17 protein-coding genes, 1 tRNA gene and 1 pseudogene are annotated in these 21,970 nt (G+C 74.3%); 14 read left to right on the forward strand and 5 right to left on the reverse strand.

Translation table 11 applies throughout. The features are described 5' to 3' along the window. From ACE3UN_RS08865 to ACE3UN_RS08895, 7 genes are all read left to right on the forward strand, one after another. Positions 1 to 4,488, forward strand: coding sequence for a translocation/assembly module TamB domain-containing protein (locus ACE3UN_RS08865; RefSeq protein ID WP_374674568.1), 4,488 nt, complete (start codon positions 1 to 3; stop codon positions 4,486 to 4,488). 64 nt (positions 4,489 to 4,552) lie between these two features. After that, positions 4,553 to 5,032 carry an Rrf2 family transcriptional regulator gene (locus tag ACE3UN_RS08870; protein WP_374674569.1) on the forward strand — a complete coding sequence of 160 codons (480 nt, stop codon included), beginning with the start codon at positions 4,553 to 4,555 and terminating at the stop codon, positions 5,030 to 5,032. After that, complete coding sequence (locus ACE3UN_RS08875; protein ID WP_374674570.1) at positions 5,029 to 5,376, forward strand: metal-sulfur cluster assembly factor; 348 nt, start codon at positions 5,029 to 5,031, stop codon at positions 5,374 to 5,376. Before ACE3UN_RS08870 ends, ACE3UN_RS08875 begins: the two co-directional genes overlap by 4 nt. After that, entirely contained in the window at positions 5,373 to 6,500 is a 1,128-nt protein-coding gene (locus ACE3UN_RS08880) for a hypothetical protein (RefSeq protein WP_374674571.1), read from the forward strand. Before ACE3UN_RS08875 ends, ACE3UN_RS08880 begins: the two co-directional genes overlap by 4 nt. Before the next feature lie 11 nt (positions 6,501 to 6,511). After that, positions 6,512 to 6,904, forward strand: coding sequence for a SirB2 family protein (locus ACE3UN_RS08885; RefSeq protein ID WP_374674572.1), 393 nt, complete (start codon positions 6,512 to 6,514; stop codon positions 6,902 to 6,904). 144 nt (positions 6,905 to 7,048) lie between these two features. Further along, positions 7,049 to 7,594, forward strand: a complete 546-nt coding sequence (locus ACE3UN_RS08890) for a hypothetical protein (RefSeq protein WP_374674573.1) — start codon at positions 7,049 to 7,051, stop codon at positions 7,592 to 7,594. Positions 7,595 to 7,639: 45 nt separating this feature from the next. Further along, positions 7,640 to 7,714, forward strand: a tRNA-Arg gene (locus ACE3UN_RS08895). A gap of 58 nt (positions 7,715 to 7,772) precedes the next feature. On the opposite strand, the gene ACE3UN_RS08900 is transcribed toward ACE3UN_RS08895, so the two are convergent. Both ACE3UN_RS08900 and ACE3UN_RS08905 read right to left on the reverse strand, forming a co-directional pair. Continuing rightward, positions 7,773 to 8,264 (reverse strand): hypothetical protein, encoded by a 492-nt coding sequence (locus tag ACE3UN_RS08900; RefSeq protein ID WP_374674574.1) that lies wholly within the window; start codon positions 8,262 to 8,264, stop codon positions 7,773 to 7,775. A gap of 5 nt (positions 8,265 to 8,269) precedes the next feature. Next, positions 8,270 to 9,949 (reverse strand): ABC transporter permease, encoded by a 1,680-nt coding sequence (locus tag ACE3UN_RS08905; protein WP_374674575.1) that lies wholly within the window; start codon positions 9,947 to 9,949, stop codon positions 8,270 to 8,272. Between the two features lie 43 nt (positions 9,950 to 9,992). On the opposite strand from ACE3UN_RS08905, the gene ACE3UN_RS08910 reads away from it, so the two are divergent. The 7 genes from ACE3UN_RS08910 to ACE3UN_RS08940 all read left to right on the forward strand — a co-directional run bounded on the left by ACE3UN_RS08910 (position 9,993) and on the right by ACE3UN_RS08940 (position 17,906). Then, positions 9,993 to 11,102: an ABC transporter ATP-binding protein gene (locus tag ACE3UN_RS08910; RefSeq protein WP_374674576.1), complete on the forward strand. Its 1,110-nt coding sequence runs from the start codon at positions 9,993 to 9,995 to the stop codon at positions 11,100 to 11,102. A gap of 147 nt (positions 11,103 to 11,249) precedes the next feature. Continuing rightward, on the forward strand, positions 11,250 to 12,698 hold the full coding sequence (locus ACE3UN_RS08915) for a S41 family peptidase (RefSeq protein WP_374674577.1): 1,449 nt from the start codon (positions 11,250 to 11,252) through the stop codon (positions 12,696 to 12,698). Positions 12,699 to 12,744: 46 nt separating this feature from the next. Then, the gene (locus ACE3UN_RS08920; RefSeq protein ID WP_374674578.1) at positions 12,745 to 13,503 is read left to right on the forward strand and encodes a ThiF family adenylyltransferase; all 759 of its coding nucleotides are present in this window, start codon (positions 12,745 to 12,747) and stop codon (positions 13,501 to 13,503) included. Between the two features lie 75 nt (positions 13,504 to 13,578). Further along, entirely contained in the window at positions 13,579 to 14,478 is a 900-nt protein-coding gene (locus tag ACE3UN_RS08925; RefSeq protein ID WP_374674579.1) for an LOG family protein, read from the forward strand. A 120-nt stretch (positions 14,479 to 14,598) separates the two neighbouring features. Continuing rightward, on the forward strand, positions 14,599 to 15,513 hold the full coding sequence (gene rocF / locus ACE3UN_RS08930; RefSeq protein WP_374674580.1) for an arginase: 915 nt from the start codon (positions 14,599 to 14,601) through the stop codon (positions 15,511 to 15,513). Between the two features lie 39 nt (positions 15,514 to 15,552). Next, a complete protein-coding gene (locus ACE3UN_RS08935; protein ID WP_374674581.1) occupies positions 15,553 to 16,815 on the forward strand; it encodes an aspartyl/asparaginyl beta-hydroxylase domain-containing protein in 1,263 nt (420 codons plus the stop codon). 122 nt (positions 16,816 to 16,937) lie between these two features. Continuing rightward, the gene (locus tag ACE3UN_RS08940) at positions 16,938 to 17,906 is read left to right on the forward strand and encodes an alpha/beta hydrolase (RefSeq protein WP_374674582.1); all 969 of its coding nucleotides are present in this window, start codon (positions 16,938 to 16,940) and stop codon (positions 17,904 to 17,906) included. Here ACE3UN_RS08940 and ACE3UN_RS08945 read toward each other — a convergent pair. The 3 genes and pseudogenes from ACE3UN_RS08945 to ACE3UN_RS08955 form a co-directional block, all read right to left on the reverse strand. After that, the gene (locus ACE3UN_RS08945) at positions 17,870 to 18,460 is read right to left on the reverse strand and encodes a thermonuclease family protein (RefSeq protein ID WP_374674704.1); all 591 of its coding nucleotides are present in this window, start codon (positions 18,458 to 18,460) and stop codon (positions 17,870 to 17,872) included. The genes ACE3UN_RS08940 and ACE3UN_RS08945 overlap by 37 nt on opposite strands. Before the next feature lie 42 nt (positions 18,461 to 18,502). Continuing rightward, positions 18,503 to 21,001: pseudogene (locus tag ACE3UN_RS08950) on the reverse strand (ligase-associated DNA damage response DEXH box helicase); the annotation flags it as partial. Continuing rightward, entirely contained in the window at positions 20,998 to 21,867 is an 870-nt protein-coding gene (locus ACE3UN_RS08955) for a DUF429 domain-containing protein (RefSeq protein ID WP_374674583.1), read from the reverse strand. The pseudogene ACE3UN_RS08950 and the gene ACE3UN_RS08955, both read right to left, overlap by 4 nt. Positions 21,868 to 21,970: the final 103 nt, after the last annotated feature.

Raw genomic sequence — 21,970 nt, forward strand, 5'->3', positions numbered from 1 at the left:
ATGGCCACCACGCCCGCCCCCACGCCGCCCGGCCCGCCCACGTCCGGCGCCGCGGCGCGCCCGCGTCGCCGGGCCTGGGCGTGGGCACTGGCCGGCAGCCTGGCGGTGCTGGTGGGCGCGGCCGGGGTCGGCAGCGGCTGGCTGGTGCGCAGCGAGCGGGGCAGCGCCTGGCTGCTGCAGCAGGTGCCCGGCCTGGAGGTGCAGGGCCCGGGCGGTGCGCTGTTCGGCGACACGCTGCGGGCGCAGCGCCTGCGCTACACCCTGGATGCGGGCGTGCTGGAGCTGCAGGACGTGCGCCTGGACGGGCTGCAGCGCGAGTGGCACCTCTGGCCGGCCGAGGGCGAGCCGTGGCTGCGCCTGCGTCTGGCGGGCCTGCAGGCGGGCCAGGCCCGCTGGACGTCCGCCCCGGCGCCGGCCACCCCGCCGCCCGCCTCGCCGCCGCCGACCGACCTGCGCCTGCCCTTCGCACTCACGGTGGACCAGGCCCGCGTCGGCCGGCTGCAGGTGGACGAAGGCATGGTGCTGGAGGACCTCGCCGCCCGCGTCGCCCTGAACGCCGCGCAGCCGGTGGGCGGGCCGGTGCACCGGCTCGACGACCTGCGCCTGCGCAGCCCGCGCTGGCGTGCCGAAGGGGCGCTGCAGGTCGGCGCGGACGCGCCGATGCCCGTGCAGGCCCAGGTCCGGCTGCACAGCGCCGCCGGCGTGTCGCCTGCGTGGCAGGCGGGCGTGCGCCTGGCCGGGCCGCTGGCGCGCCTGCAGGCCGAGGCCCAGCTCGCGGGGACGCCGGTGGCGACCGGGTCGGCGCCCGCGGCGGCCCCACCGTCTTCCGGCGCGTCCTCCCGCGCGGCGCCCAGCGCGCCAGTCGCGGTGCCCGCCCCCTCGCTCGACGCCCGGGCCACGCTGCTGCCCTTCGCGGCCTGGCCGCTCGGCGACCTGTCGCTGCGCACCGAGCACCTGGACCTGGCCGCCCTGCACCCGGCCGCGCCGCGCACCCGGCTGCAGGGCACGGCCGAGATCCGCACCCGCGCCGCCGACGTGCCCGCCGAGATCGATGCCCGCATCGACAACGTCGCCCCGGGGCGCTGGGACCAGGGTGCCCTGCCCGTCCGCGGCCTGCGCCTGCGCGCCCAGGCGCGCCCGGACCAGCTCGCCAGCCTGCGCCTGGAAGGCTTCACGCTCGACCTGGGCGGCGACGAGCCTGGCGGCCGCCTGGCGGGCCAGGGCACGCTGCAGGCCACCGGGCCGCAGGCCGGCGGGCGGCTGGACCTGACGCTGGACGGCGGGCGGCCCGCCAGCCTGGACGCGCGGCTGCCGGCCATGCGCCTGAGCGGCCCGCTGGCCCTCACGCTCGACGGCTGGCCCACGGCACCTGCGGCACCTGCGGCACCTGCGGCACCTGCGGCAGCTGCGGCACCTGCGACATCTGCGGCACCCGCGGCCGCCGGGACACCTGCCTCACCGGCCTCCGGCGCCGGCCCCGCCGCCGCGCCGGCCTGGCGCGCCGCGTTGCGGGCCGAGCTGCAGGGCCGGTTGGAGGGCACCCCGTCGGGCCCGGCCGACGTCACCCTGGCCCTGCGCGGCCGTGCCGACGCGGCCGAGCTGCAGCTGGAGCAGGCCCTGGCGCGCGTGGGGGGGGCGAGCGCCCGGCTCAGCGGGCGCCTGGCCTGGCCGGCCGCCGACGCCGGGGCCCGCTGGCGCTGGCAGGCCGAAGGCGAGCTGCAGGAATTCGACCCCACCCAGTGGTGGCGCGACGCCCCGGCCGCCGCCCGCCGTGGCGCCCACCGCCTGAATGCGACGCTGGCTTCCGAAGGCGCGTGGCGCACGGGCGGCCCGGCGCCGGCGGGCGCGGTGCTGGACCGCCTGGAAGGCCGGCTGAACGTGGCGCTCGCGCCCAGCCAATGGGCCGGCCTGCCGCTGGATGGCAGCCTGCAGGCCGAGCGCAGCGCCGCCGGCAGTCCGCGCGTGGAGGCCCGGCTCGCCGTCGCCGGGCAGCACCTGGACGCCCGCCTGCAGGACGTGGCCACGGGCGGCAGCGCCCGGCCGGACCTCTCGCTGGAGGCCACGGTGGACGCGCCCGAGGTCGCCCGGCTCGCCCCCTGGCTGGCCAGCCTGCCGGCCGGGGACGCCCTCGCCTGGGCGCCGCGCAGCGGCACCCTGCAGGCGCGCGTGCTGGCCCGGTGGCAGGCCGGCACGCCGCGCGCGGCCCAGTGGCAGGTGCAGGCGCAGGCGGGCCGGCTCGTGCACCCGCAGTGGCAGGTCGGCCGCCTGCAGGCGCAGGCCAGCGGCCGCGGATGGGGCGAGGACGCCCTGTCGCTGTCGGCCACCGGTGACGGCCTGGCCTGGCAGCAGGCCCGCGTGCACAGCCTGCGGGCCGAACTCGGCGGCAGCCTGCGCGAGCACCAGCTGAGCGTGCAGGCGGACAGCCCCGTGCGGCCGCCGGCCTGGTTCGAGCAGCTGCTGGGCGCGCGCACGGGCAGCGGCAGCCGCCTCACCTTGTCGGCCACCGGGCGCTGGCAGCCGGCCGCCGAGGGCCACACGCCGCTGCAGGCCGGCCGGTGGAGCGGTCGCCTCATCGAGCTGCAAGGCCGGGCCAGCGACGGCAGCGGCCAGCCCTGGCTGGCCGGCCGCCACCTCGGGCTGGCCGCCGCCTGGGGCGACGGCCTGGCCTGGCAGGCTGTGTCCGTGGAGCCGGGCCGCCTGGAACTGCCCGGCACGGCCCTGCGCTGGGAAGCCGCCCGCTGGCAGGCCGGCGCGCCCGACGAACTCGCGCTGCAGGCGCGCATCGAGCCGTTCCAGCTGGCCCCGCTGCTGGCGCGCGCCCAGCCCGAGCTGGGGTGGCGGGGCGACCTGGAACTCGCCGGCGAGCTGCAGGTGCGCGCCGGGGACCGTTTCGACGCCGACGTGGTGTTCGAGCGCCGCGGCGGCGACCTCAGCGTGGCCGACGACGTGCGCGACCCGGCCACGCTGCACCGCGCGCTCGGCCTGTCCGACCTGCGCCTGGGCCTGGCCGCCCACGGCGGCACCTGGCACTTCACCGTCGCGCTGGCCGGCCGGCAGCTCGGCGAGATGGCGGGCGTGGCCAGCGTGCGCACCGACCCCGCGGCCCGCTGGCCGCGCCCCGCCGACCCGCTGGACGGCGTGTTCCAGCTGCACGTGTCTCGCCTGGCCGCCTGGGGCGGCTGGGTGCCACCGGGCTGGCGCCTGGGCGGTGACCTGCAGAGCGCCGCTTTCCTGGGCGGCCGCTGGGGGGCGCCCGAGGTGAGCGGCCGCCTCGCCGCCCGCGGCCTGGAGGTGCGCAACGGCCTGGAGGGCGTGCACCTGTCGGAGGGCACGGTGGACATCGCCTTCGCCGGCGACCGCGCGCGCATCGAGCGCTTCGACTGGCGCGGCGGCGAGGGCTGGCTGCGCGTGGCGGGGGATGCGTCGCTGGGCGACGAGGCGCGCGCCGACATCACGCTGCGCGCCGAGCGGCTGCGTGTGCTGGGCCGGCTGGACCGCCGGGTGGTGGCCAGCGGCCAGGTGCAGCTGGCACTGCGCCCCCGATCGGCCGAGGTCACGGGCGATGTCAGGATCGACGAAGGCCTGTTCGACCTCACCCGCGGCGGCGCCCCGGCGCTGGACGAGGACGTGCGGGTGGTGGGCGCCGGCGCCAGCGGCCCCCAGCCCGGCGACCCCGGCGCCGCGGCCACCGCCCAGGCGCAGCGCCAGGCCGGCACGAACGGCAATGCGGGCAGCAACAGCAACAGCAACAGCAACGGCAACGGCACCGCCACCCGCTTCGACAGCCGCCTGTCCCTGGCGCTGGACCTCGGGCCGGCGCTGCGGGTCAAGGGCCGCGGGCTGGACACCTTCCTGCGCGGCACCCTGCAGATCACCAACCCGAACCGCCAGCTCGCCGCGCGCGGCGACATCCGCACCGAACGCGGCACCTACGCCGCCTATGGCCAGAAGCTGGAGATCTCGCGTGGCCTGCTCGATTTCACCGGCCCGCTGGAAGACCCGCGTCTGGACATCCTGGCCTTGCGGCCCAACCTGGACGTGCAGGTGGGCGTGGCGGTGACCGGCAGCGCGCTGAACCCGCGCGTCAAGCTCTACAGCGAGCCGGAGATGAGCGACACCGACAAGCTCAGCTGGCTGGTGCTGGGCCGCGAGCCCGAGGGCCTGGGCCGGGCCGACACGGCCCTGCTGCAGCGTGCGGCCTTCGCGCTGCTGGCCGGCGAGGGGGAGGCGCCCACCGACGCGTTCCTGTCCAGCATCGGCCTGTCGGACTTCGGCGTGCGCCAGGCCGGCGAGGGCAGCGACCAGACCACGGTGGTCTCCCTCGGCAAGCAGCTGTCGCGGCGCTGGTACGTGGGCTATGAGCGCAGCATCAACGCCCAGGCCGGCACCTGGCAGCTCATCTACCGCATCGCCCAGCGCTTCACCCTGCGCGCCCAGTCGGGCGAGGACAGCGCGCTCGACCTCATCTGGTCGTGGCGCTGGGATTGATCCCGGATCAAATCCGACCAAAAAGGCACTTGAAATGCATCTTCGGCTCGCCGATGATGCCCGCATGCGCCTGACCGCCTTCACCGACTACAGCCTGCGCGTGCTCATCTACCTGGCCGCGCACCCCGGGCGCCGCGCCACCGTGGGCGAGATCGCCCGCCGCTTCGCGCTGAAGGAGAACCATCTGACCAAGGTGGTTCACTTCCTGGGCAAGCAGGGCCTGCTGGCCAATGTGCGCGGCAAGGGAGGCGGGCTCGACCTCGCGCTGCCGCCCGAGCGCATCGTCATCGGCCAGGTGGTGCGCCAGACCGAAGGGGCGGCGATGCCCGCCGAGTGCTTCGCGGCCGATGGCGGCCACTGCGGGATCGCCCGGCTGTGCCGGCTGCGCGGCGTGCTGCACGAGGCGGTGCAGGCGTTCTACCGGGTGCTCGACGGCTACACCCTGGCCGACCTGGTGCACAACCGGGACGAGCTGGTCCAGGTGATGCAGTTCATGCCGGTGGGCGCGGCGGCGCCCGTCCCGCTGGCCGAGGACACCCCGTGAGCCCTGTGCCCGACGCCACCGAGCGCTTCGCCTACGAGGGCCCCGCCGAATGGCGCGGTCCGGTCACCGCGGCGCTGAAGACGGTGGTCGACCCCGAAGTGGCCATGGACGTCGTCGAGATCGGCCTGGTGTACGCGGTGCACGTCGCCCCGCCGCTCGTGCGGGTGACCATGACCATGACCTCCGCCGCCTGCCCGGTGACGGACGTGGTGCTGGGCGAGGCGCAGGCCGAACTGGAAGCCACCGTGCCGCCGGACTGGCGCGTGCAGGTGGACCTGGTGTGGGAGCCGGCATGGACGCCGCAGCGCATGAGCGCGCGCGCCCGGGCCTTCATGGGCTGGTGAGCGCAGCCGCACGCCGCTGCGTGGTCCTGGCCTTCGCGGCCGGCGTGGTGCTCGCGCTCGTGCACGGCCTGGCGGGCGGGCTGGCCCGGGCCGGCGCGCTGCCGGTGTCCTCGCCCTGGATGGGCCAGGCCCTGGCCCAGCATGCCGTGCTGATGATCGGCGGCTTCTTCGGCAGCGTGGTGGCCCTGGAGCGCGCGGTCGCGCTGCGCCACCCGGCGGCGTTCGGCGTGCCGGCAGCCGCCAGCCTCGGTGCCGCGCTGCTGCTGGCCGGTGCCGCCCCGGCCGGCCATGCCCTGCTCACGCTGGCAGCGGCGGGGTTCGTCGCCGTCAACCTCGTGCTGTGGCAGCGCCAGCGGGCGGGCCACACGGCGTTGCTGGCGGTGGCCGCCGCCGCCTGGCTGGGGGCGCAAGCCGCGTGGTGGCTGGCGGCCAGGGGCAGCGCGGCCGCCGCGTGGCCCGCGGCCGCCGTGGCCGCCGGCTTCGGCTTCCTGGTGCTCACCATCGCGGCCGAACGCCTGGAAATGACCCGGCTGATGCGCCGTCGACCCGCGGCGCTCCGGGCCTTCTGGGCGACCGTGGCCGCCATGGTGCTGGCCTGGCCGCTCAGCCTGCGCTGGCCGGGCCCGGGTGGCGTGCTTTTCGGCGCCTCGCTGCTGGCGCTGGCGGCCTGGCTGGCCGCGTTCGACATCGCCCGGCGCACCGTCACCACCCAGGGCCTGTCGCGCTACATGGCGGTGTGCCTGCTCGGTGGCTACGCCTGGCTGGGGGCAGCGGGCCTGGCGTGGGTGGCCACCAGCCTGGGTGCCGTCGCCTGGCGCGACACCGCGCTGCACGCGCTGGGCCTGGGCTTCGTGCTGAGCATGGTCATGGGCCATGCCCCGGTCATCCTGCCCGCGCTGCTGAAGGTGAAGCTGGCCTACACGCCGGCGTTCTACCTGCCGCTGGGCCTGCTGCATGCCAGCCTCGTGGTGCGTGTGGTCAGTGGCCCCGCCTGGGCGGCCGAGAGGGGGATGTGGTCCGCCAGCGCACTCGCCCACGCCCTCGCACTCGCCACCTTCGCCGCCACGCTGGCCGCAGCCGCCTGGCGCGGCCGACCCACCCGCCCGGCCCCGCGCCGGGCCTGACGCCTGCCTCCATGGACTACGCCACCGTCAAACTCGTGCACCAGACCGCCGTGGTGCTGTCGGCCACCGGGTTCCTCGTGCGCGGCGGGGCGGCGCTGGCCGGCGCCGCCTGGGTGCGCCGCCGGCCCGCCCGCACCTGGCCCCACGTCGTCGATTCGGTGCTGCTGCTGTCGGCGCTCGCCATGGCATGGATGCTGCGCCTGAACCCGCTGGGCGCGCCGTGGCTGCTGGCCAAGCTCATCGGCCTGCTGGTCTACATCGGCCTGGGCGTGGTGGCCCTGCGTCCCGGCCGCCCTTGGGCGGTGCGCGCGGCGGCGTGGGTGGGCGCCCTGATGGTGATGGGCTGGATCGTGTCCGTGGCCCTGAGCAAGCACCCGCTGGGCTGGCTGCGTGTGCTGGCCTGATCGCCCGTAGGCCCCGGCCTACACGCAGCCACGGCCCCCACCGGTACCGCGCGCGGCCGCCGGTGCCGACCATTCGCAGCACCTGCCGCGTGGCACGGCCCACGCCGGCGGGACCATTCCAACTGCTTGCGAAGGAGCTTTCCGATGACCCGCACTTCCCTCCTGGTGGCCGCCATGCTGGCCTGCGGCCTGGGCGCCGCCCACGCCGAGAACTACTCCGCCAAGGTGCACGAGGGCGCCCGCGACGACGTGAAGGCGCACTACAAGGCCGCCAAGGACGCCTGCGACCGCATGAGCGGCAACGCGCGCGACGTGTGCCAGAAGGAGGCCGAGGGCCGCGAGAAGGTCGCGCTGGCCTGGCTGGACTACAACCGCGCCGGTGACGCCAAGCACGAAGAGAAGCTCAACGAGGCCATCTACGAAGCGCGCCACGACCTGGCCAAGGAGCGCTGCGACGACTTCGCGGGCGAGCGCAAGGACCTGTGCCAGCGCGAAGCCCAGACCGCTCGCGACAAGGCCAAGGCCGACACCAAGCTGCGCAAGGAAGTGGCCGAGGCCGCCGACGACGCCGAGAAGGCCCGCATGAAGGCCGACTACAAGCTCGCCGCCGAGCGCTGCAACACCCTGGCCGGCGAGCAGAAGGACGTGTGCACCGCCTCGGCCAAGGCCCGCTACCACGAGCGTTGGTGAGGCCCGTGTCCCCGGCGGTGGCCATGCGAGAATCCCACGCTTGCCGCCGCCGTAGTTCAATGGATAGAACGGGGACCTCCTAAGTCTCAGATGCAGGTTCGATTCCTGCCGGGGGCGCCAGCGGCGTCACCTGCGCGTGCGCCGCGCCACCCCGGCGCGCTGCGCCGCTCGCGCGTCGTCAGCGCCGGGCTCCCCAGCCCGCGTAGCGCAGCACCGCCACCGCCTGCACCACCGCCGCGGCGGTGAACAGCCACCGGGCCGCCGCGGGCAGGCGGTCGCCCAGGTCCACGGTCCCGCTCCACGCCAGCCACTGCAGGCCGCCCGCCCCCGCCAGCACCAGCACGGCGCACACCCCTGCCACCGGAAGCACCAGCACGCGCCGCATCAGCGCCGCCAGCGCCGGCACGGCCCAGCCGATGGCCACGGCCAGCGTCACGACCTGGCTCGCGCCATGGGTGAACAGCAGCAGGTGCGCCGCCAGCGGGAACACGCTCGCCGCGCCCACCAGCGTGGCGCCCAGCAGCCAGCGCCGCCCGGGCAGCGGCGGCTCGGCGTCGATCACGACCACCGGGCGGTCGCCCGCACCGGGCACCGGGCGCGGCGGCTGCCGCCCGGCGACGAGCATGCGCCACGCCACCCACAGCAGCACCGCCAGCAGGACCCATTTCATGGCGCTCAGTGTGCCCGGTGTGCCCGCAGCGCGCGCGACAGCAGGATGACCGGCAGCAGGCCCACCGCCACGATGGCCAGCGAGGGCAGCGCCGCCTCGGCCAGGCGCTCGTCGCGCGCGAACTGGTAGGCCACCACCGCCAGCGTGTCGCTGCCGAACGGCCGCAGCACCAGCGTGGCGGGCAGCTCCTTCATGGTGTCCACGAACACCAGCAGCGCCGCGGCCACCGCCGTGCGCGCCAGCAGCGGCAGGTGCAGGCGCAGGAAGATGCGCCGCCGCCCGGCCCCCAGCAGGCGCGCCGATTCGTCGATGGACACGGGCAGACGCGCATAACCCGCCTGCACGGACTGCAGCGCCACGGCCGAGAAGCGCACCAGATACGCATACAGCAGGCCGAACACCGAGCCGGTGATCAGGCCTGTCACGCCGAGCCCGGGCGCCCGGGCCTGCATGGCACCGCTCCACAGCAGGATGCCCACCGCCACCACCGCGCCGGGCACGGCGTAGCCCAGCGAGACGATGTGCGCCGCCGCCCGCACCGGGGCGTCGCCCGGGCCGCGCGCGCGGCGCAGGGCGAAGGCCAGCAGCAGCGCGAAGCCCACCGCCAGCACCGCAGCGATCGCCGCCAGGCGGAAGCTGGTGAACGACCACTCGACGAAGCGGCCCAGGTAGCTGGCCGACAGCACCGAGGCGGCCTCGCCACCGTCGTCACCGCCGCCCGTCTGCTGGCCGAGCAGGCGCAGCAGCCAGGCCACCGGCAGCACGAAGCCCAGCAGCACCGGCAGGCCGCAGACCAGCCACGCCGCCAGCCGGCCCGCGCCGCGCAGCACCACCGGGCGCGCCTCGGTGCCCGAGCCGCTGGCTGCCGTGCGCCCGCCCGCGAAGCGTAGGCGGGCCTGGGCCCGCTGCTCGGCCCACAACAGCCCGGCCACCAGCACCAGCAGCAGGCTGGCCAACTGGGCGGCCGCCAGCGGGTCGTCCATCACCAGCCAGGCCTTGTAGATGCCGGTGGTGAAGGTGGTGAGGCCGAAGTACGCCCCCACGCCGTAGTCGGCCAGGGTCTCCATCAGCGCCAGCGCCATGCCCGCGGCCAGCGCCGGCCGCGCCATGGGCAGCGCCACTTCCAGCACCCGCCGGCGCAGCGGCGCGCCCAGCAGCCGCGCCGCCTCCATCATGGGCGCCGCCTGCTCGGCCAGCGCGGTGCGCGCCAGCAGGTACACGTAGGGGTAGAGGCAGGCGACGAACAGCCCCACCGCGCCGCCCAGGCTGCGCACGTCGGGCCACAGCGCGCCCCGTGCCCCGGTCAGCTCGCGCAGCATCACCTGCAAGGGGCCGCTGTACTGCAGTGCGTCGGTGTAGGCATAGGCCAGCACGTAGGCCGGCATGGCCAGCGGCAGCAGCAGCGCCCACTCGAAGATGCGGCGGCCGGGGAACTCGAACAGGGTGACCGCCGCCGCCGTGGCGCCGCCCACGCCCACCACGCCCAGCGCCACCCACGCGACGAGCCAGAACGACTGCCAGGCATAGCCGGGCAGCACCGTGCCGGCCTGGTGGCGCAGCAGTTCCCAGCTGCCCGCGTCCACGGCGAACCACGCCCCCAGCACGCCGAGCACCGGCAGGGCAAGCGCCAGTGCGATGGCCAGCAGCACGGCCCTCACCGCGCGGTCACTCTTGATATCGAGCAAATACGAACAATGCTCATTTTCATTGCATCGCTATCATAGGCGGATGTTCCTGCAGCTTGACCGGGTGAGCGTGGCGTATGGCCGCGCCGGGGCCGGCAAACCGGCCGTCGACAGTGCCACCTTGTCGCTCGCCCGCGGCGAGATCGGCGTGCTGATCGGCCCGTCGGGCTGCGGCAAGACCTCGCTGCTGCGGGCGGTGGCCGGGCTGGAGCGCCTGGCGGCCGGCACGGTGCGGCTCGACGGCCAGGTGCTGGGCGACGCGGCGGCGGGCGTCCACCGGGCGCCCGAGGACCGCGGCATCGGCATGGTGTTCCAGGACTACGCCCTCTTCCCCCACCTCAGCGTGGCGGACAACATCGCCTTCGGCCTGGCCGACCTGCCCAAGCCCGAACGGGCCGCCCGCGTGGCCGAGATGCTGGACCTGGTGGGCCTGGCCCACGCCGCCCGGCGGGCGCCGCACCAGCTGTCCGGCGGCCAGCAGCAGCGCATCGCCCTGGCCCGCGCCCTGGCACGGCGGCCGCGCCTGCTGTTGCTGGACGAGCCCTTCTCCAGCCTGGACGTGGACCTGCGCGAGCGCCTGGCCCAGGACGTGCGGGCCATCCTCAAGCAGCTCGGCGCCACCGCGCTGTTCGTCACGCACGACCAGCTGGAGGCCTTCGCCATCGGCGACCGCATCGGCGTGATGGAGCGCGGCACCCTGCACCAGTGGGACGACGCCTACGCGCTGTACCACCGCCCGGCCAGCCGTTTCGTGGCGCAGTTCATCGGCCACGGCGTGTTCACCCCGGGCCGGATCGTGGCCACGCCGGCCGGCGTGCGGGTGTGCACGCCGCTGGGCGAGCTGGCCGACGCCGACGAGTGCCTGCTGCCCGGGGCGTACCCGCAGGACGAGTGCGACGTGCTGCTGCGGGCGGACGACATCGTCCACGACGACACGGCCGCCGTGAAGGCACAGATCGAGCGCAAGGCCTTCCGCGGCTCCGAGTTCCTCTACACCCTGCGCCTGGCCAGCGGCGAGCGGGTGCTGGCGCATGTGCCCTCCCACCACGACCACCAGGTGGGCGAGTGGATCGGGATCCGGCCCCAGGTGGACCATGTGGTCACCTTCGCCCGCGACGCGGCGCACGACAGCGCAGGCACGCCGATCGCCTGAGACGGGCCAGGGTGAGCGGCCGCTCGCCCGCCGACCCGCGGAGAAACGCAACTTTGCATGCTGGAGCCCTGTGAAAAAGAGGCCAGCGCCCTATACTTGATCCGCATGCGCGCGAGGTGTCCGCGCAGCGGTGGAAGGCGACGAGCGATGGGTGCGAAATTGAAGGTGGCGGGCCTGCTGGCCCTGGGCGCGGTGGCCGGCGCACTGACGACCATGCAGCTCACGGCGATCGCCCGCAGCAGCTACGGGCCGTTGCCGCTGGAGGAGATCCAGCAGTTCACGCGTGCGTTCGAGATCCTGAAGAACGACTACGTCGAGCCGGTCGACGAAAAGAAGCTCATCAGCGACGCCCTGGCCGGCATGGCCGCCGGGCTGGACCCGCACTCGCAGTTCTTCGACAAGAAGAGCTTCAAGGAATTCCGCGAGTCCACCACCGGCAGGTTCGTCGGCGTGGGCATCGAGATCGGCATGGAGGACGGCCTGGTCAAGGTGGTCTCTCCCATCGAGGGCTCGCCGGCCTTCCGCGCCGGCATCAAGTCCGGCGACCTGATCACCCGCATCGACGACGCGCCCGTCAAGGGCCTGGGCATGGAGCAGGCCGTCAAGCGCATGCGCGGCGAGCCGAACACCAAGGTCACGCTCACCCTCTTCCGCAAGGACGAGAACCGCACCTTCCCCGTCACCATCGTGCGCGAGGAGATCCGCGTGCAGAGCGTGCGCGCCAAGGTGGTGGAGCCCGGCTACGCGTGGCTGCGCGTGAGCCAGTTCCAGGAGCGCACGGTGGACGACTTCGTGCGCAAGCTCGAGGACATCTACAAGCAGGAGCCGCAGCTCAAGGGCCTGGTGCTGGACCTGCGCAACGACCCGGGCGGCCTGCTCGAAGGCGCCGTGGCCCTGTCGGCCGCCTTCCTGCCCGAGAACGCGGTGGTGGTGAGCACCAACGGCCAGCTGCCGGAATCCAAGTTCACCTACGTGGCCACGCCCGACAACTACCTGCGCCGTGGCGGGGCGGATCCGCTCAAGCGCCTGCCGGCGTCCATCAAGACCGTGCCCGTGGTGGTGCTGGTCAACGAGGGCTCGGCCTCGGCCAGCGAGATCGTGGCCGGCGCGTTGCAGGACCACAAGCGTGCCGTCGTCATGGGCGCGCAGACCTTCGGCAAGGGCTCGGTGCAGACCATCCGCCAGCTCTCCGCCGAGACGGCGCTGAAGATCACCACGGCCCGCTACTACACGCCCAACGGCCGGTCCATCCAGGCCAAGGGCATCGTGCCGGACGTCTGGCTGGACGAGACCGCGGAAGGCAACGTGTTCGCCGCCCTGCGCATGCGCGAGGCCGATCTCGAAAAGCACCTGGCCGACGGCAGCGGCCAGGCCGAGGCCAAGGACGCGGCCCGCGAAACGGCGCGCGTGGACGCGCGCAAGCGGCTCGAGGAGCAGGCGGCCAAGATCAAGGACGGCACCCTCAAGCCGCTACCCGAGTTCGGCAGTGGCGAGGACTTCCAGCTCGCCCAGGCGCTCAACCGGCTGAAGAACCGCCCCGTCATGGTGAGCAAGACCATGACCGAGCGCTCCGTCGAGGACAAGACCGAGCAGTGACCCTGCTCTGCCCGCGCGCACCGGGCGTCCCCGGCGAGGGGCGCCCGTGACCGACGACGACCTGCTGCGCTACTCGCGCCACATCCTGCTCGATGACATCGGCATCGAGGGGCAGGAGCGCTTGCTCGGCGCGCATGCCCTCGTGATCGGCGCGGGCGGCCTGGGCTCGCCGGTGGCGCTGTACCTGGGCACCGCCGGCGTGGGCCGCATCACGCTGGTGGACCACGACCACGTGGACCTCACCAACCTGCAGCGGCAGATCGCCCACACGCAGGGCCGCGTGGGCCAGCCCAAGGCCGAATCCGCGCGCGAGGCGATGCGTGCCATCAACCCCACGCTCGACGTGCGCACCGTGTGCCAGCGCGCCGACGCCGCCCTGCTCGACCGCCTGGTCGCCGAGGCCAGCGTGGTCATCGACTGCTGCGACAACTTCGCCACCCGCCACGCGGTGAATGCGGCCTGCGTCGTCCACGGCCGCCCGCTGGTGGCAGGCGCGGCGATCGGCTTCGATGGCCAGGTGTCGGTCTACGACACGCGCCAGGCCGACACGCCCTGCTATGCGTGCCTGTTCCCGCCGCACACGACGGTGGAGGAAACGCGCTGCGCCCTGATGGGCGTGTTCGCGCCGCTGGTGGGCATCGTGGGCACCATGCAGGCGGCCGAGGCGCTCAAGCTCATGGCCGGTGTGGGCGAGTCGCTCGCCGGCCGCCTGCTGATGCTGGATGCGCGCGCCATGCGCTGGGACGAGATCCGCCTGGGCCGGCAGGCCGATTGCCCCGTCTGCCGCACGCGGGCGAAGGGTTGACCCGGCCCGCGCCCCGCACTGGGGCGCCTGGGGGTAAGCTCGCCGCCCCGCTTGCCGAAGTGCAGAAGCTGCCGGATGAACCAGCCGATCGATCTCACCGCCCGCAACTTTCCCAGCGCCGAAGAGGACGCGCAGGCGGTCGTCGCGCCACCGCGCTACGACGGCCCCGAGAGCAGCTACCGCCTGGCCTTCACCGACGAGGCGTTCCTGCTGCGCCAGGAACTGCGCCCGGTGCGCATGCAGCTGGAGCTGCTCAAGCCCGAGCTGATCCAGCAGGAGCAGGGCATCCGCGCCACCGTGGTGATCTTCGGCAGTGCCCGCATCCCGCCGCGCGAGGTGGCCGAGCAGCGCGTGACCGACGCCCGCGCGGTGGGCGACGCCGCGGCGGTGGCGCGCGCCGAGACGCAGCTGCGCATGAGCGGCTTCTACGAGGAAGCGCGCCGATTCGCGGCCATCGTCACCGAGCGATCGCGCGCCATGGCGCGGCCCATCGTCGTGTGCACGGGCGGCGGGCCCGGCATCATGGAGGCAGGCAACCGCGGCGCGCACGAGACCGGCGGCAAGAGCATCGGCCTGAACATCGTGCTGCCGCACGAGCAGGCGCCCAACCCGTACATCACGCCCGAGCTGTGCTTCCAGTTCCACTACTTCGCGCTGCGCAAGATGCACTTCCTCATGCGCTCGGTGGCGCTGGTGTGCTTCCCCGGCGGCTTCGGCACGCTGGACGAGCTGTTCGAGGCGCTCACGCTCATGCAGACGGGCAAGTGCCGACGCCGCCCCATCCTGATGTTCGGCCGCGAGTTCTGGACGCGGCTGATCGATTTCGACCACCTCATCGAGACGGGCATGGTCAGCCCCGGCGACGAGCAGCTGTTCCGCTTCGTCGAGACGGCCGAGGAGGCGTGGTCGCTGCTGGCCGAGGACTACGGCCTGGACGACGGCGAGAACGGCAGCGGCGGCATCGAGGGGCTGTGAGCCCGCTGGCCCCGGCACGCCGCGGACGGGCGAGGATTATCCCGTCGTGGCCCCCTCGCGGCGCATGATTCACGGAGCCACTGCCGCCACAATCGCGGCCACCTCATCGAGCAGCCCACCATGGTCAAGCAAGTCACCCTCATCGGCGCGCCGACCGACATCGGCGCCGGCGCACGCGGCGCCAGCATGGGCCCGGAGGCCCTGCGCGTGGCCAACCTCGGCCCCATCCTGGAAAGCCACGGCCTGGAGGTGCTGGACCGCGGCAACCTGAACGGCCCACCCAACCCCTGGCAGGCCCCCGTGGGCGGCTACCGCCACCTGCAGGAGGTGGTGACCTGGAACCAGCTGGTGCACGACGCCGTGTACGCCGAGCTGCAGGGCGGACGCATGCCCATCCTTCTGGGCGGCGACCATTGCCTGGGCCTGGGCTCCATCAGCGCCGTGGCGCGCCACTGCCGCGAGGCGGGCAAGAAGCTGCGCATCCTGTGGCTGGACGCCCACGCCGACTTCAACACCCATGAGCTGACGCCCAGCGGCAACATCCACGGCATGCCGGTGGCCTGCCTGTGCGGCCACGGCCCGAAGGAGCTCATCGAGATCGGCGGGCAGGTGCCGGCCATCAACCCCAAGTGGGTGCGCCAGATCGGCATCCGGTCCGTGGACGCCGGCGAAAAGCGCTTCGTGCATGAGGTGGGCCTGGAGGTGTTCGACATGCGCTACATCGACGAGATGGGCATGCGCCACACGATGGAGCTCGCGCTGGCGACCCTGGACGCCCAGACCCACCTGCACGTGAGCTTCGACGTGGATTTCCTCGACCCCGACGTGGCGCCCGGCGTGGGCACCACGGTGCCGGGCGGCCCCACCTACCGGGAGGCCCAGCTCTGCATGGAGATGATCGCGGACACCGGCCGGATGGCCAGCCTGGACGTGATGGAGCTGAATCCGGCGCTGGATGTGCGCAACAAGACCGCCCAGATTGCCGTCGACCTGATCGAAAGCCTGTTCGGCAAGAGCACTTTGATGCGTAAATGACGGGGTTGTGACACGCCCGGCTGCCCGGGCCCACCCGCCATGAACGCTGCCTGCGCCGACAGCCCCTCCGACGCGTCGGCCCCTGACCCCACCCCCGCGCCTGCACGGGCGGCTGACGCGGCCGCCCTCGACGCCCGCCGCCGCGCGGAAGAGGCCTTCGTCCGGGGCGACCTGGCGGGCATGTGCGAGCTGCTCGAGCAAGCCTGCGGCCTGGCGCCGGACCGGCTGGGCTGGGCGGAGGACCTGGCCTACGCCTGGCTGCGCCATGGACAGCCGCTGCGGGCGCGCATGCTGCTGGACCAACGCCACGCGGCCAGCCGTTCCAGCGCCACCACCTGGCTGCTGCTGGGCCATGCGCTGGCGGCCACCGGCGAGCCGCAGCGGGCCGTGCCCGCCTGGGAGCGGGGGCTGCAGCGCGCCCGCGCTGCCGGCCAGTGGCGCAGCGCCGGCACCACGCCAGCCCATCTGCGGCCGCTGGTCTCCCAGGCCATGCAGCAGGCGTTCGCGGCCCGGCGCGCCCTGCTGCACCGGGTGCTGGACGAGCAGCGCACCCTCGTCGGGCCCCAGGCGCTGCGGCGGGTGGAGCGGGCGGTCTCCGGCTACCTGCGCGAGTGGGACGCCACCCCACCCGACCGGCGCCAGCGCCCCAAGTTCTTCTACTTCCCGGAGCTGCCCAGCCCGCCCTACCACGACCCCTTCCTGCAGCCCTGGGCGGCCACGCTCCAGGCGCACTGGCAGGCCATCCGCGACGAGGCGCTGGCCGTGCTGGCCGAGCCGGGGCAGCTCAGCGCCTTTCTCGATTTCCCCGCCGGCGCCAAGGTGGACGACTACGTGGGAGGCGCGGGGCCGGCGCCCGCTTGGGACGCCTACTTCTTCTACCGCCATGGACAGCGCTACGACGCCCACCATGCACGCTGCCCGCGCACCAGCGCCTTGCTGGACAGCATCGAGCTCTGTCGCATCGAGGGCCAGGCCCCCGAGGTCTGCTACTCGGTGCTGGCCCCCGGCTCGCACATCAAGCCGCACTACGGGGTGACGAACACGCGGCTGGTCTTCCACCTGCCGCTGGTGGTGCCGCCCGACTGCGCGCTGCACGTCATCGACGCCGGCGAGCATGCCTGGCGCGAGGGTGAGCCGATGATGTTCGACGACACCTTCCAGCACGAGGCGTGGAACCGGTCGGACCGGGTGCGCGTCATCCTGCTCATGGACTGCTGGAACCCGCACCTCACGCCGGAGGAGCGCATCGCCGTCAAGGCCCTGGTGGAGTCGATCAGCCGCTTCGAGCAGGCGGAGCCCTGAAGGCGGCTCCATCGGTGCGACGGTGTGAACGCAGGTAACACCTGCACACCATAGACAACGGTTGAGCAGGCATTTGCGTTGCCCTGGCTGGCGAGAATCCGCCAGTCCGGAAGCCACGCACCATGCGCACCCTCCTCTCCGCCTTCGCCTTCGTCACCCTCGGCCTGCTGTCGTCCTGCGGGGGCGGCAACGAGTCCGCCAGCGAGCCGGACACGGGCACCCGCTACCGCAGTTATGTGTACGCCAGCTCGGACGTGGCCCAGGAGTCCGACCTGGCCTATTCCACGCGCCCGAACATGGGCGGCATGCAGTACACCTCCAGCCTCACGCGCGACGCCGAGCGGGACCTGCCCACGCTGACCATGCGGCTGGACGTGTTCGAGCCGCCGCTGAAGCCCGGCCAGGGCAACCGGCCCTTGGTGGTGTTCGTGCATGGCGGCGGCTTCCAGGCGGGTGACAAGGGCGAGCGGGCCGACGAGGCGGTGTCGTATGCCCGGCTCGGCTACGTGACGGCCACCGTGAACTACCGGCTCACGCCCGACAACGACACCAACCCGGTGCTGCGCCAGACGGCCATCACGCACGCCACCGAAGACCTGCAGAACGCCGTGCGCTACCTCAAGGCGAATGCCGCTCGCTGGTCCATCGACGTCAACCGCGTGGCCATCGTCGGCACCTCGGCCGGTGGTGCCCTGGCCCTGACGGCCGCCGTGATGGGCGACCCCGACGCGCTGGAAGGCACGGAGAGCGACTACGACGGCGTGTCCTCGCACGTGGGCGCCGTGGTGTCCACCGGCGCCACCCTCATCGATCCGCTGTTCGATTCCGACCCGCTGCTGAACTATGACGCGGCGGATGCGCCGGTGCTGCTGTTCCATGTGTCGGGCAAGCCCGATTCGGCCACCGGTGCCACCTGGGAAGCCAATGTGCTGCCCACCAAGGCGCGGATCGACGCGTCCGGCAACACCTGCGAGGCCGTGCCGACGCCCGAAGTGGAGCACACCATCAAGGTCAGCGTGGGCAGCAACCACTGGCCCACCATCCGCGACTTCCTCTACCGCGAGCTGGCGCTGGCCGCCCTGCCGGCCTGAGCCTGTCCGAGGCTCGTGCGCCCGCGCCGGGGATCGGGCGGGTCACATGGCCCATGGAACTCGCGGAACACGCGCGGCCGCATGGCGCCAGCATCGGCATGCACGCCACGGCGCGCCGCGCGGGCCTCTGCCTCTTCGCGGGGATAGGGCCCGGGCCGTCCGCGGAAGCGGTCGTCCCACGCATGGCCCTCGCGCACCAGACGGGCGCCCAGGTCCTCGCCACCGACCTGGATGCGGCCGAGCCAGCGGCCCCAGCTGTCCTCCGTTCGCACGGACAGCGCCATGGCCTGCCCGCGCACGGCCCGCTCCAGCGCCTGGCGTGAGGCCGCGCCGCCGGGCTGACAGCGCTCCGGCGCGTCCAGGCCGAGCAGGCGCACGGGGACCGGCGCGCCCTGGCCCCCGGGCCGCACCCACAGGGTGTCGCCGTCCGTCACCCAGGCCAGCGCCACCGGCTGGGGCGCGGCCTGTCCCATCGCCGCCGGCGCCGCAGGCTCGGCCGCCTGCAGCGGCTGCGGTGCGCCCATCAGCGCGCCCGCCACCAGCGTGGCCAGCATGGACAGGCCGCCCACGGCGCGCGCAGCGGCTCGGCCGGCGCCATCCAGCCGGCGTTCGGCGTCGGCCAGCAGCCGCGCCAGGCGGTCCTTCATCTTCTCGTTGCTCAGGCGCTCGCGCATGCGCTCCACCATCAGCGGCAAGGCGAAGGGGCTGGGCGCGCGCAGGTCCACCCAGGCGATGCGGCGGCCGGCCATGTCGCGCAGCGCCTGGCGCAGGCGGCCGATCTCCAGCTCCTGCGACAGCGCCTCCTGCTCGGCCTGGCCCAGCAGCCGGTTGCCGGCGTCGTACTTGCGGAACACCTCGTAGAACAGCGACGAGGACGCCTGGAGCTGGCGCAGCCCCTTGGGCGCCCCGGGGTAGCCGGTGAACACCAGCCCGGCCACCCGCGCGATCTCGCGGAAGCGGCACTGCGCGAGCTCGCGTGCATTGAGGCTGGCCAGCACGTCATCGAGCAAACCGTCCTCGCGCAGCGCGCGGCCGTCGTCCAGCGGCGCCGTGTCCACCGGCTGCGCCGCCAGCAGCTCGAAGCCCAGGTCGTTGCAGGCGAGCGAGAAGGTGTTGGGCGCCTCGCGCGCCAGCCGCCAGGCGAGCAGCCCCGCCAGGCCCAGGTGCACATGCCGGCCGGCAAAGGGGTAGACGAAGAGGTGGTGGCCCTCGCGCGAGCGGTAGCGCTCGATCAGCAGGTGGCCCGGCGTGGGCAGCTGCGACAGCCGGCGCTGCGCCTGCAGCATGGGCGCGGCGGCCACCAGCTCGGGCGTGGCCAGCACCGCGTCGGCCGCACCCGGCGCGTGCGCGTCCGACGGCCCGGCCGCCCGCTCCAGCACGCTGCGCACCGCGTCGCCGAGCTCGCTGGAGAACGCCATGCGCGCCCCGTTCCACACCACCACCCGGCCAGAGGCGGACTTCGCCGCCCGCACATAGGCCGTCATCTCGCGCGAGCGGACGAACTCCAGCACGCGGCCGGCGAACACGAAGGCGTCGCCGGGCGACAGGCGCGAGATGAAGCTCTCCTCGATGGTGCCCAGCGTGCCGCCGCTGAGCCAGGCCACCTTCATCGCCGTGTCGCCCACGATCGTGCCCACCTGCAGCTTGTGGCGCAACGCGATGCCGCGGTCGGTGACGCGGTAGCGGCCGCGCGCGCCCGCCTCGCCGGGTACCCACTGCACGCGGTGGTACTCCGGGTAGGCATGCAGGCTCTCGCCGCCGCGTTCCACGAAGGCGAGCGCCCAATCGAACTCGTCGCGCGTGAGGCCACGGTAGGCATGCGCCTGGCGCACCTCGTCGAACAGCTCGTCCGGCGTGAAGCCACCGCCCAGGGCCACCGTGACCAGGTGCTGCACCAGCACGTCCAGCGGCCTGTCCGGCGAGCAGCGCTGCTCCACCCGACCGGCGAACGCCGCCTCGCGCGCGGCCGCCGCCTCCACGATCTCCAGCGTGTGGGTGGGCACCAGCGTGACGCGGCTCGGGCGCCCGGGCGCATGGCCGGACCGGCCCGCGCGCTGCAGCAGCCGGGCGATGCCCTTGGGCGAACCGATCTGCAGCACGCGGTCCACGGGGAGGAAATCCACGCCGAGGTCGAGCGACGAGGTCGCCACCACGGCGCGCAGGCGGCCGTCCTTCAGGCCCGCCTCCACCCAGCGGCGCGTGTCGAGGTCGAGCGAGCCATGGTGCAGGGCGATCTGTCCGGCCCAGTCCGGCCGCGCGTCCAGCAGCAGCTGGTACCAGATCTCGGCCTGCGAGCGCACGTTGGTGAACACCAGCGTGGTGCCCGCGTTGGCCTCGATCTCGCGCACCACCGCCGGCTGCATCTGCGCGCCCAGGTGGCCACCCCAGGTGAAGCGGCCCGGGTCGTCGGGCAGCAGGGTGTCGATGACGAGCTGCTTGTCCAGCCGGCCCTGCACCAGCCGGCCGGCCAGCGGGCCGGCGGGCCCATGGCCCAGCAGCGCGGCCATGGCCTCGTCGAGGTTGCCCAGGGTGGCGGACAGGCCCCACACCACCAGGCCGGGGTTCCAGCGCCGCAGCCGCGCCAGCGCCAGCTGCACCTGCACCCCCCGCTTGCTGCCGATGAGCTCGTGCCACTCGTCCACCACCACCGTGGCCACCGTGGCCAGCTCCTGCGCCGCGCCCTCGCGGGTGAGCAGGAGGCTGAGCGATTCGGGCGTGGTGACGAGCACGCTGGGCCAGCGCCTGTCCTGCCGCGCCCGCTCGGCCGCAGGCGTGTCGCCGCTGCGCAGGCCGGCCGTGGCCGCAGGGCGCAGGTCCGACAGGGGCAGCGTCAGCGCACGCAGCGTGTCGGCCGCGAGCGCGCGCATGGGCGTCACCCACAGCAGCGACAGCGGCGGCGCGCCGCGGCCGCCGGCGGGCATGCGGCCGATGGCGCCCAGCCCCACGGCGTAGGTCTTGCCCGAGCCGGTGGTGGCATGCACCAGGCCGCTCGCACCCGCGGCCATGTCGGCCCACACCTGGCGCTGGAAATCGAAGGGCTGCCAGCCGCGCGCAGCGAACCAGGCGGCGGCCTCGGCGGCCGGCGCGCCGCTCATGCCGGGGGCTCCGCGGTGACGATCCAGCCTTCCAGCGGGTCCACGTCCGGGGGCAGCCCCCAGCCCGGCCGGCCCAGCGCCCAGGCCGCCTGCAGCAGGCACAGCGTGGCGTCCAGGCTGTCGCCGCTGGCGTCGGCCACCAGGGCGTCGCGCTGCGCATGGCTGAGCTTCAGGCGCAGCCCCAGGCGCGAGCGCCCCTGTTCCAGCGCGTCCACCAGGTCCTTGCGGGCGATGAGCCGGTCCGGCGTCTGCCGCGCCCGATCGTCGCTCTTGTACGAACGGCGGCCGATCAGCTCGCGGGCGAGCAGGCCGGGGTAGGCCTCGAGCGCCACCCGCGCGGGGTCGCCCGGGTGCACGCTGGGCAGGTGCACGCCCGCCGACAGCAGGCGCGGCGCGGCCGCATGCAGCATGTAGGCCACGGGCGGGTTCACCCATTTCATGCTGGGCGACGAGCCGGCCGGGCCGTCACACGCGCGGTGCGCGAACTTGCGGCCGGCCGGGCGGGCGGCGCAGAACGCCGCGAACGCATCGCGGACCTGCGCCCGTGTCAGGCCGGCATAGTGGCCGATGAGCGCCGGCCACTGCGTGGGCCAGCCGAGCGACTCCACCAGCTCGCGCGGCAGGCCGAAGGGCAGGTCGAAGCCGGCCGCCCAGGGGCCGGGGCGCCGCAGCAGCGTGTCGAAACCCGCCAGCTCGGGCACGGCCTCCAGCGCGTCCAGCCGCACGACGGCCCCGGCGCGCCGGCCATGCGCCACGACGATGGGCTTGGCACGCCGCGGCGCGCTGGAGAAATCCACGCCCATCAGGGCCCAGCCGTCAGCGGCTGGCACCGACGCGGCAGGCGACACGGAAGAGGGCGCAGGCATGGGCCGATTCTGGCGCGCCTGCGCCGCACGCCGCCCGCCTGCGGCCCGGCGGCCTTCTGTCGCGCGTGACCATTCTTGAAGCCCACGTGTGCCAGAGGCGCGA

This window comes from Ideonella sp. (genome assembly GCF_041918995.1).
Taxonomy (GTDB): domain Bacteria; phylum Pseudomonadota; class Gammaproteobacteria; order Burkholderiales; family Burkholderiaceae_C; genus Ideonella.

What these genes read in the sequence shown, in the direction of transcription:
- ACE3UN_RS08925 (WP_374674579.1), top strand. Translation starts at nt 13,579, where the DNA reads ATGAACCAGCCGATCGATCTCACCGCCCGCAACTTTCCCAGCGCCGAA.
- ACE3UN_RS08900 (WP_374674574.1), bottom strand. Translation starts at nt 8,264, where the DNA reads ATGAAATGGGTCCTGCTGGCGGTGCTGCTGTGGGTGGCGTGGCGCATG.
- ACE3UN_RS08910 (WP_374674576.1), top strand. Translation starts at nt 9,993, where the DNA reads ATGTTCCTGCAGCTTGACCGGGTGAGCGTGGCGTATGGCCGCGCCGGG.
- ACE3UN_RS08915 (WP_374674577.1), top strand. Translation starts at nt 11,250, where the DNA reads ATGGGTGCGAAATTGAAGGTGGCGGGCCTGCTGGCCCTGGGCGCGGTG.
- ACE3UN_RS08885 (WP_374674572.1), top strand. Translation starts at nt 6,512, where the DNA reads ATGGACTACGCCACCGTCAAACTCGTGCACCAGACCGCCGTGGTGCTG.
- ACE3UN_RS08890 (WP_374674573.1), top strand. Translation starts at nt 7,049, where the DNA reads ATGACCCGCACTTCCCTCCTGGTGGCCGCCATGCTGGCCTGCGGCCTG.
- ACE3UN_RS08940 (WP_374674582.1), top strand. Translation starts at nt 16,938, where the DNA reads ATGCGCACCCTCCTCTCCGCCTTCGCCTTCGTCACCCTCGGCCTGCTG.
- rocF (WP_374674580.1), top strand. Translation starts at nt 14,599, where the DNA reads ATGGTCAAGCAAGTCACCCTCATCGGCGCGCCGACCGACATCGGCGCC.
- ACE3UN_RS08865 (WP_374674568.1), top strand. Translation starts at nt 1, where the DNA reads ATGGCCACCACGCCCGCCCCCACGCCGCCCGGCCCGCCCACGTCCGGC.
- ACE3UN_RS08945 (WP_374674704.1), bottom strand. Translation starts at nt 18,460, where the DNA reads ATGCTGGCCACGCTGGTGGCGGGCGCGCTGATGGGCGCACCGCAGCCG.
- ACE3UN_RS08870 (WP_374674569.1), top strand. Translation starts at nt 4,553, where the DNA reads ATGCGCCTGACCGCCTTCACCGACTACAGCCTGCGCGTGCTCATCTAC.
- ACE3UN_RS08955 (WP_374674583.1), bottom strand. Translation starts at nt 21,867, where the DNA reads ATGCCTGCGCCCTCTTCCGTGTCGCCTGCCGCGTCGGTGCCAGCCGCT.
- ACE3UN_RS08935 (WP_374674581.1), top strand. Translation starts at nt 15,553, where the DNA reads ATGAACGCTGCCTGCGCCGACAGCCCCTCCGACGCGTCGGCCCCTGAC.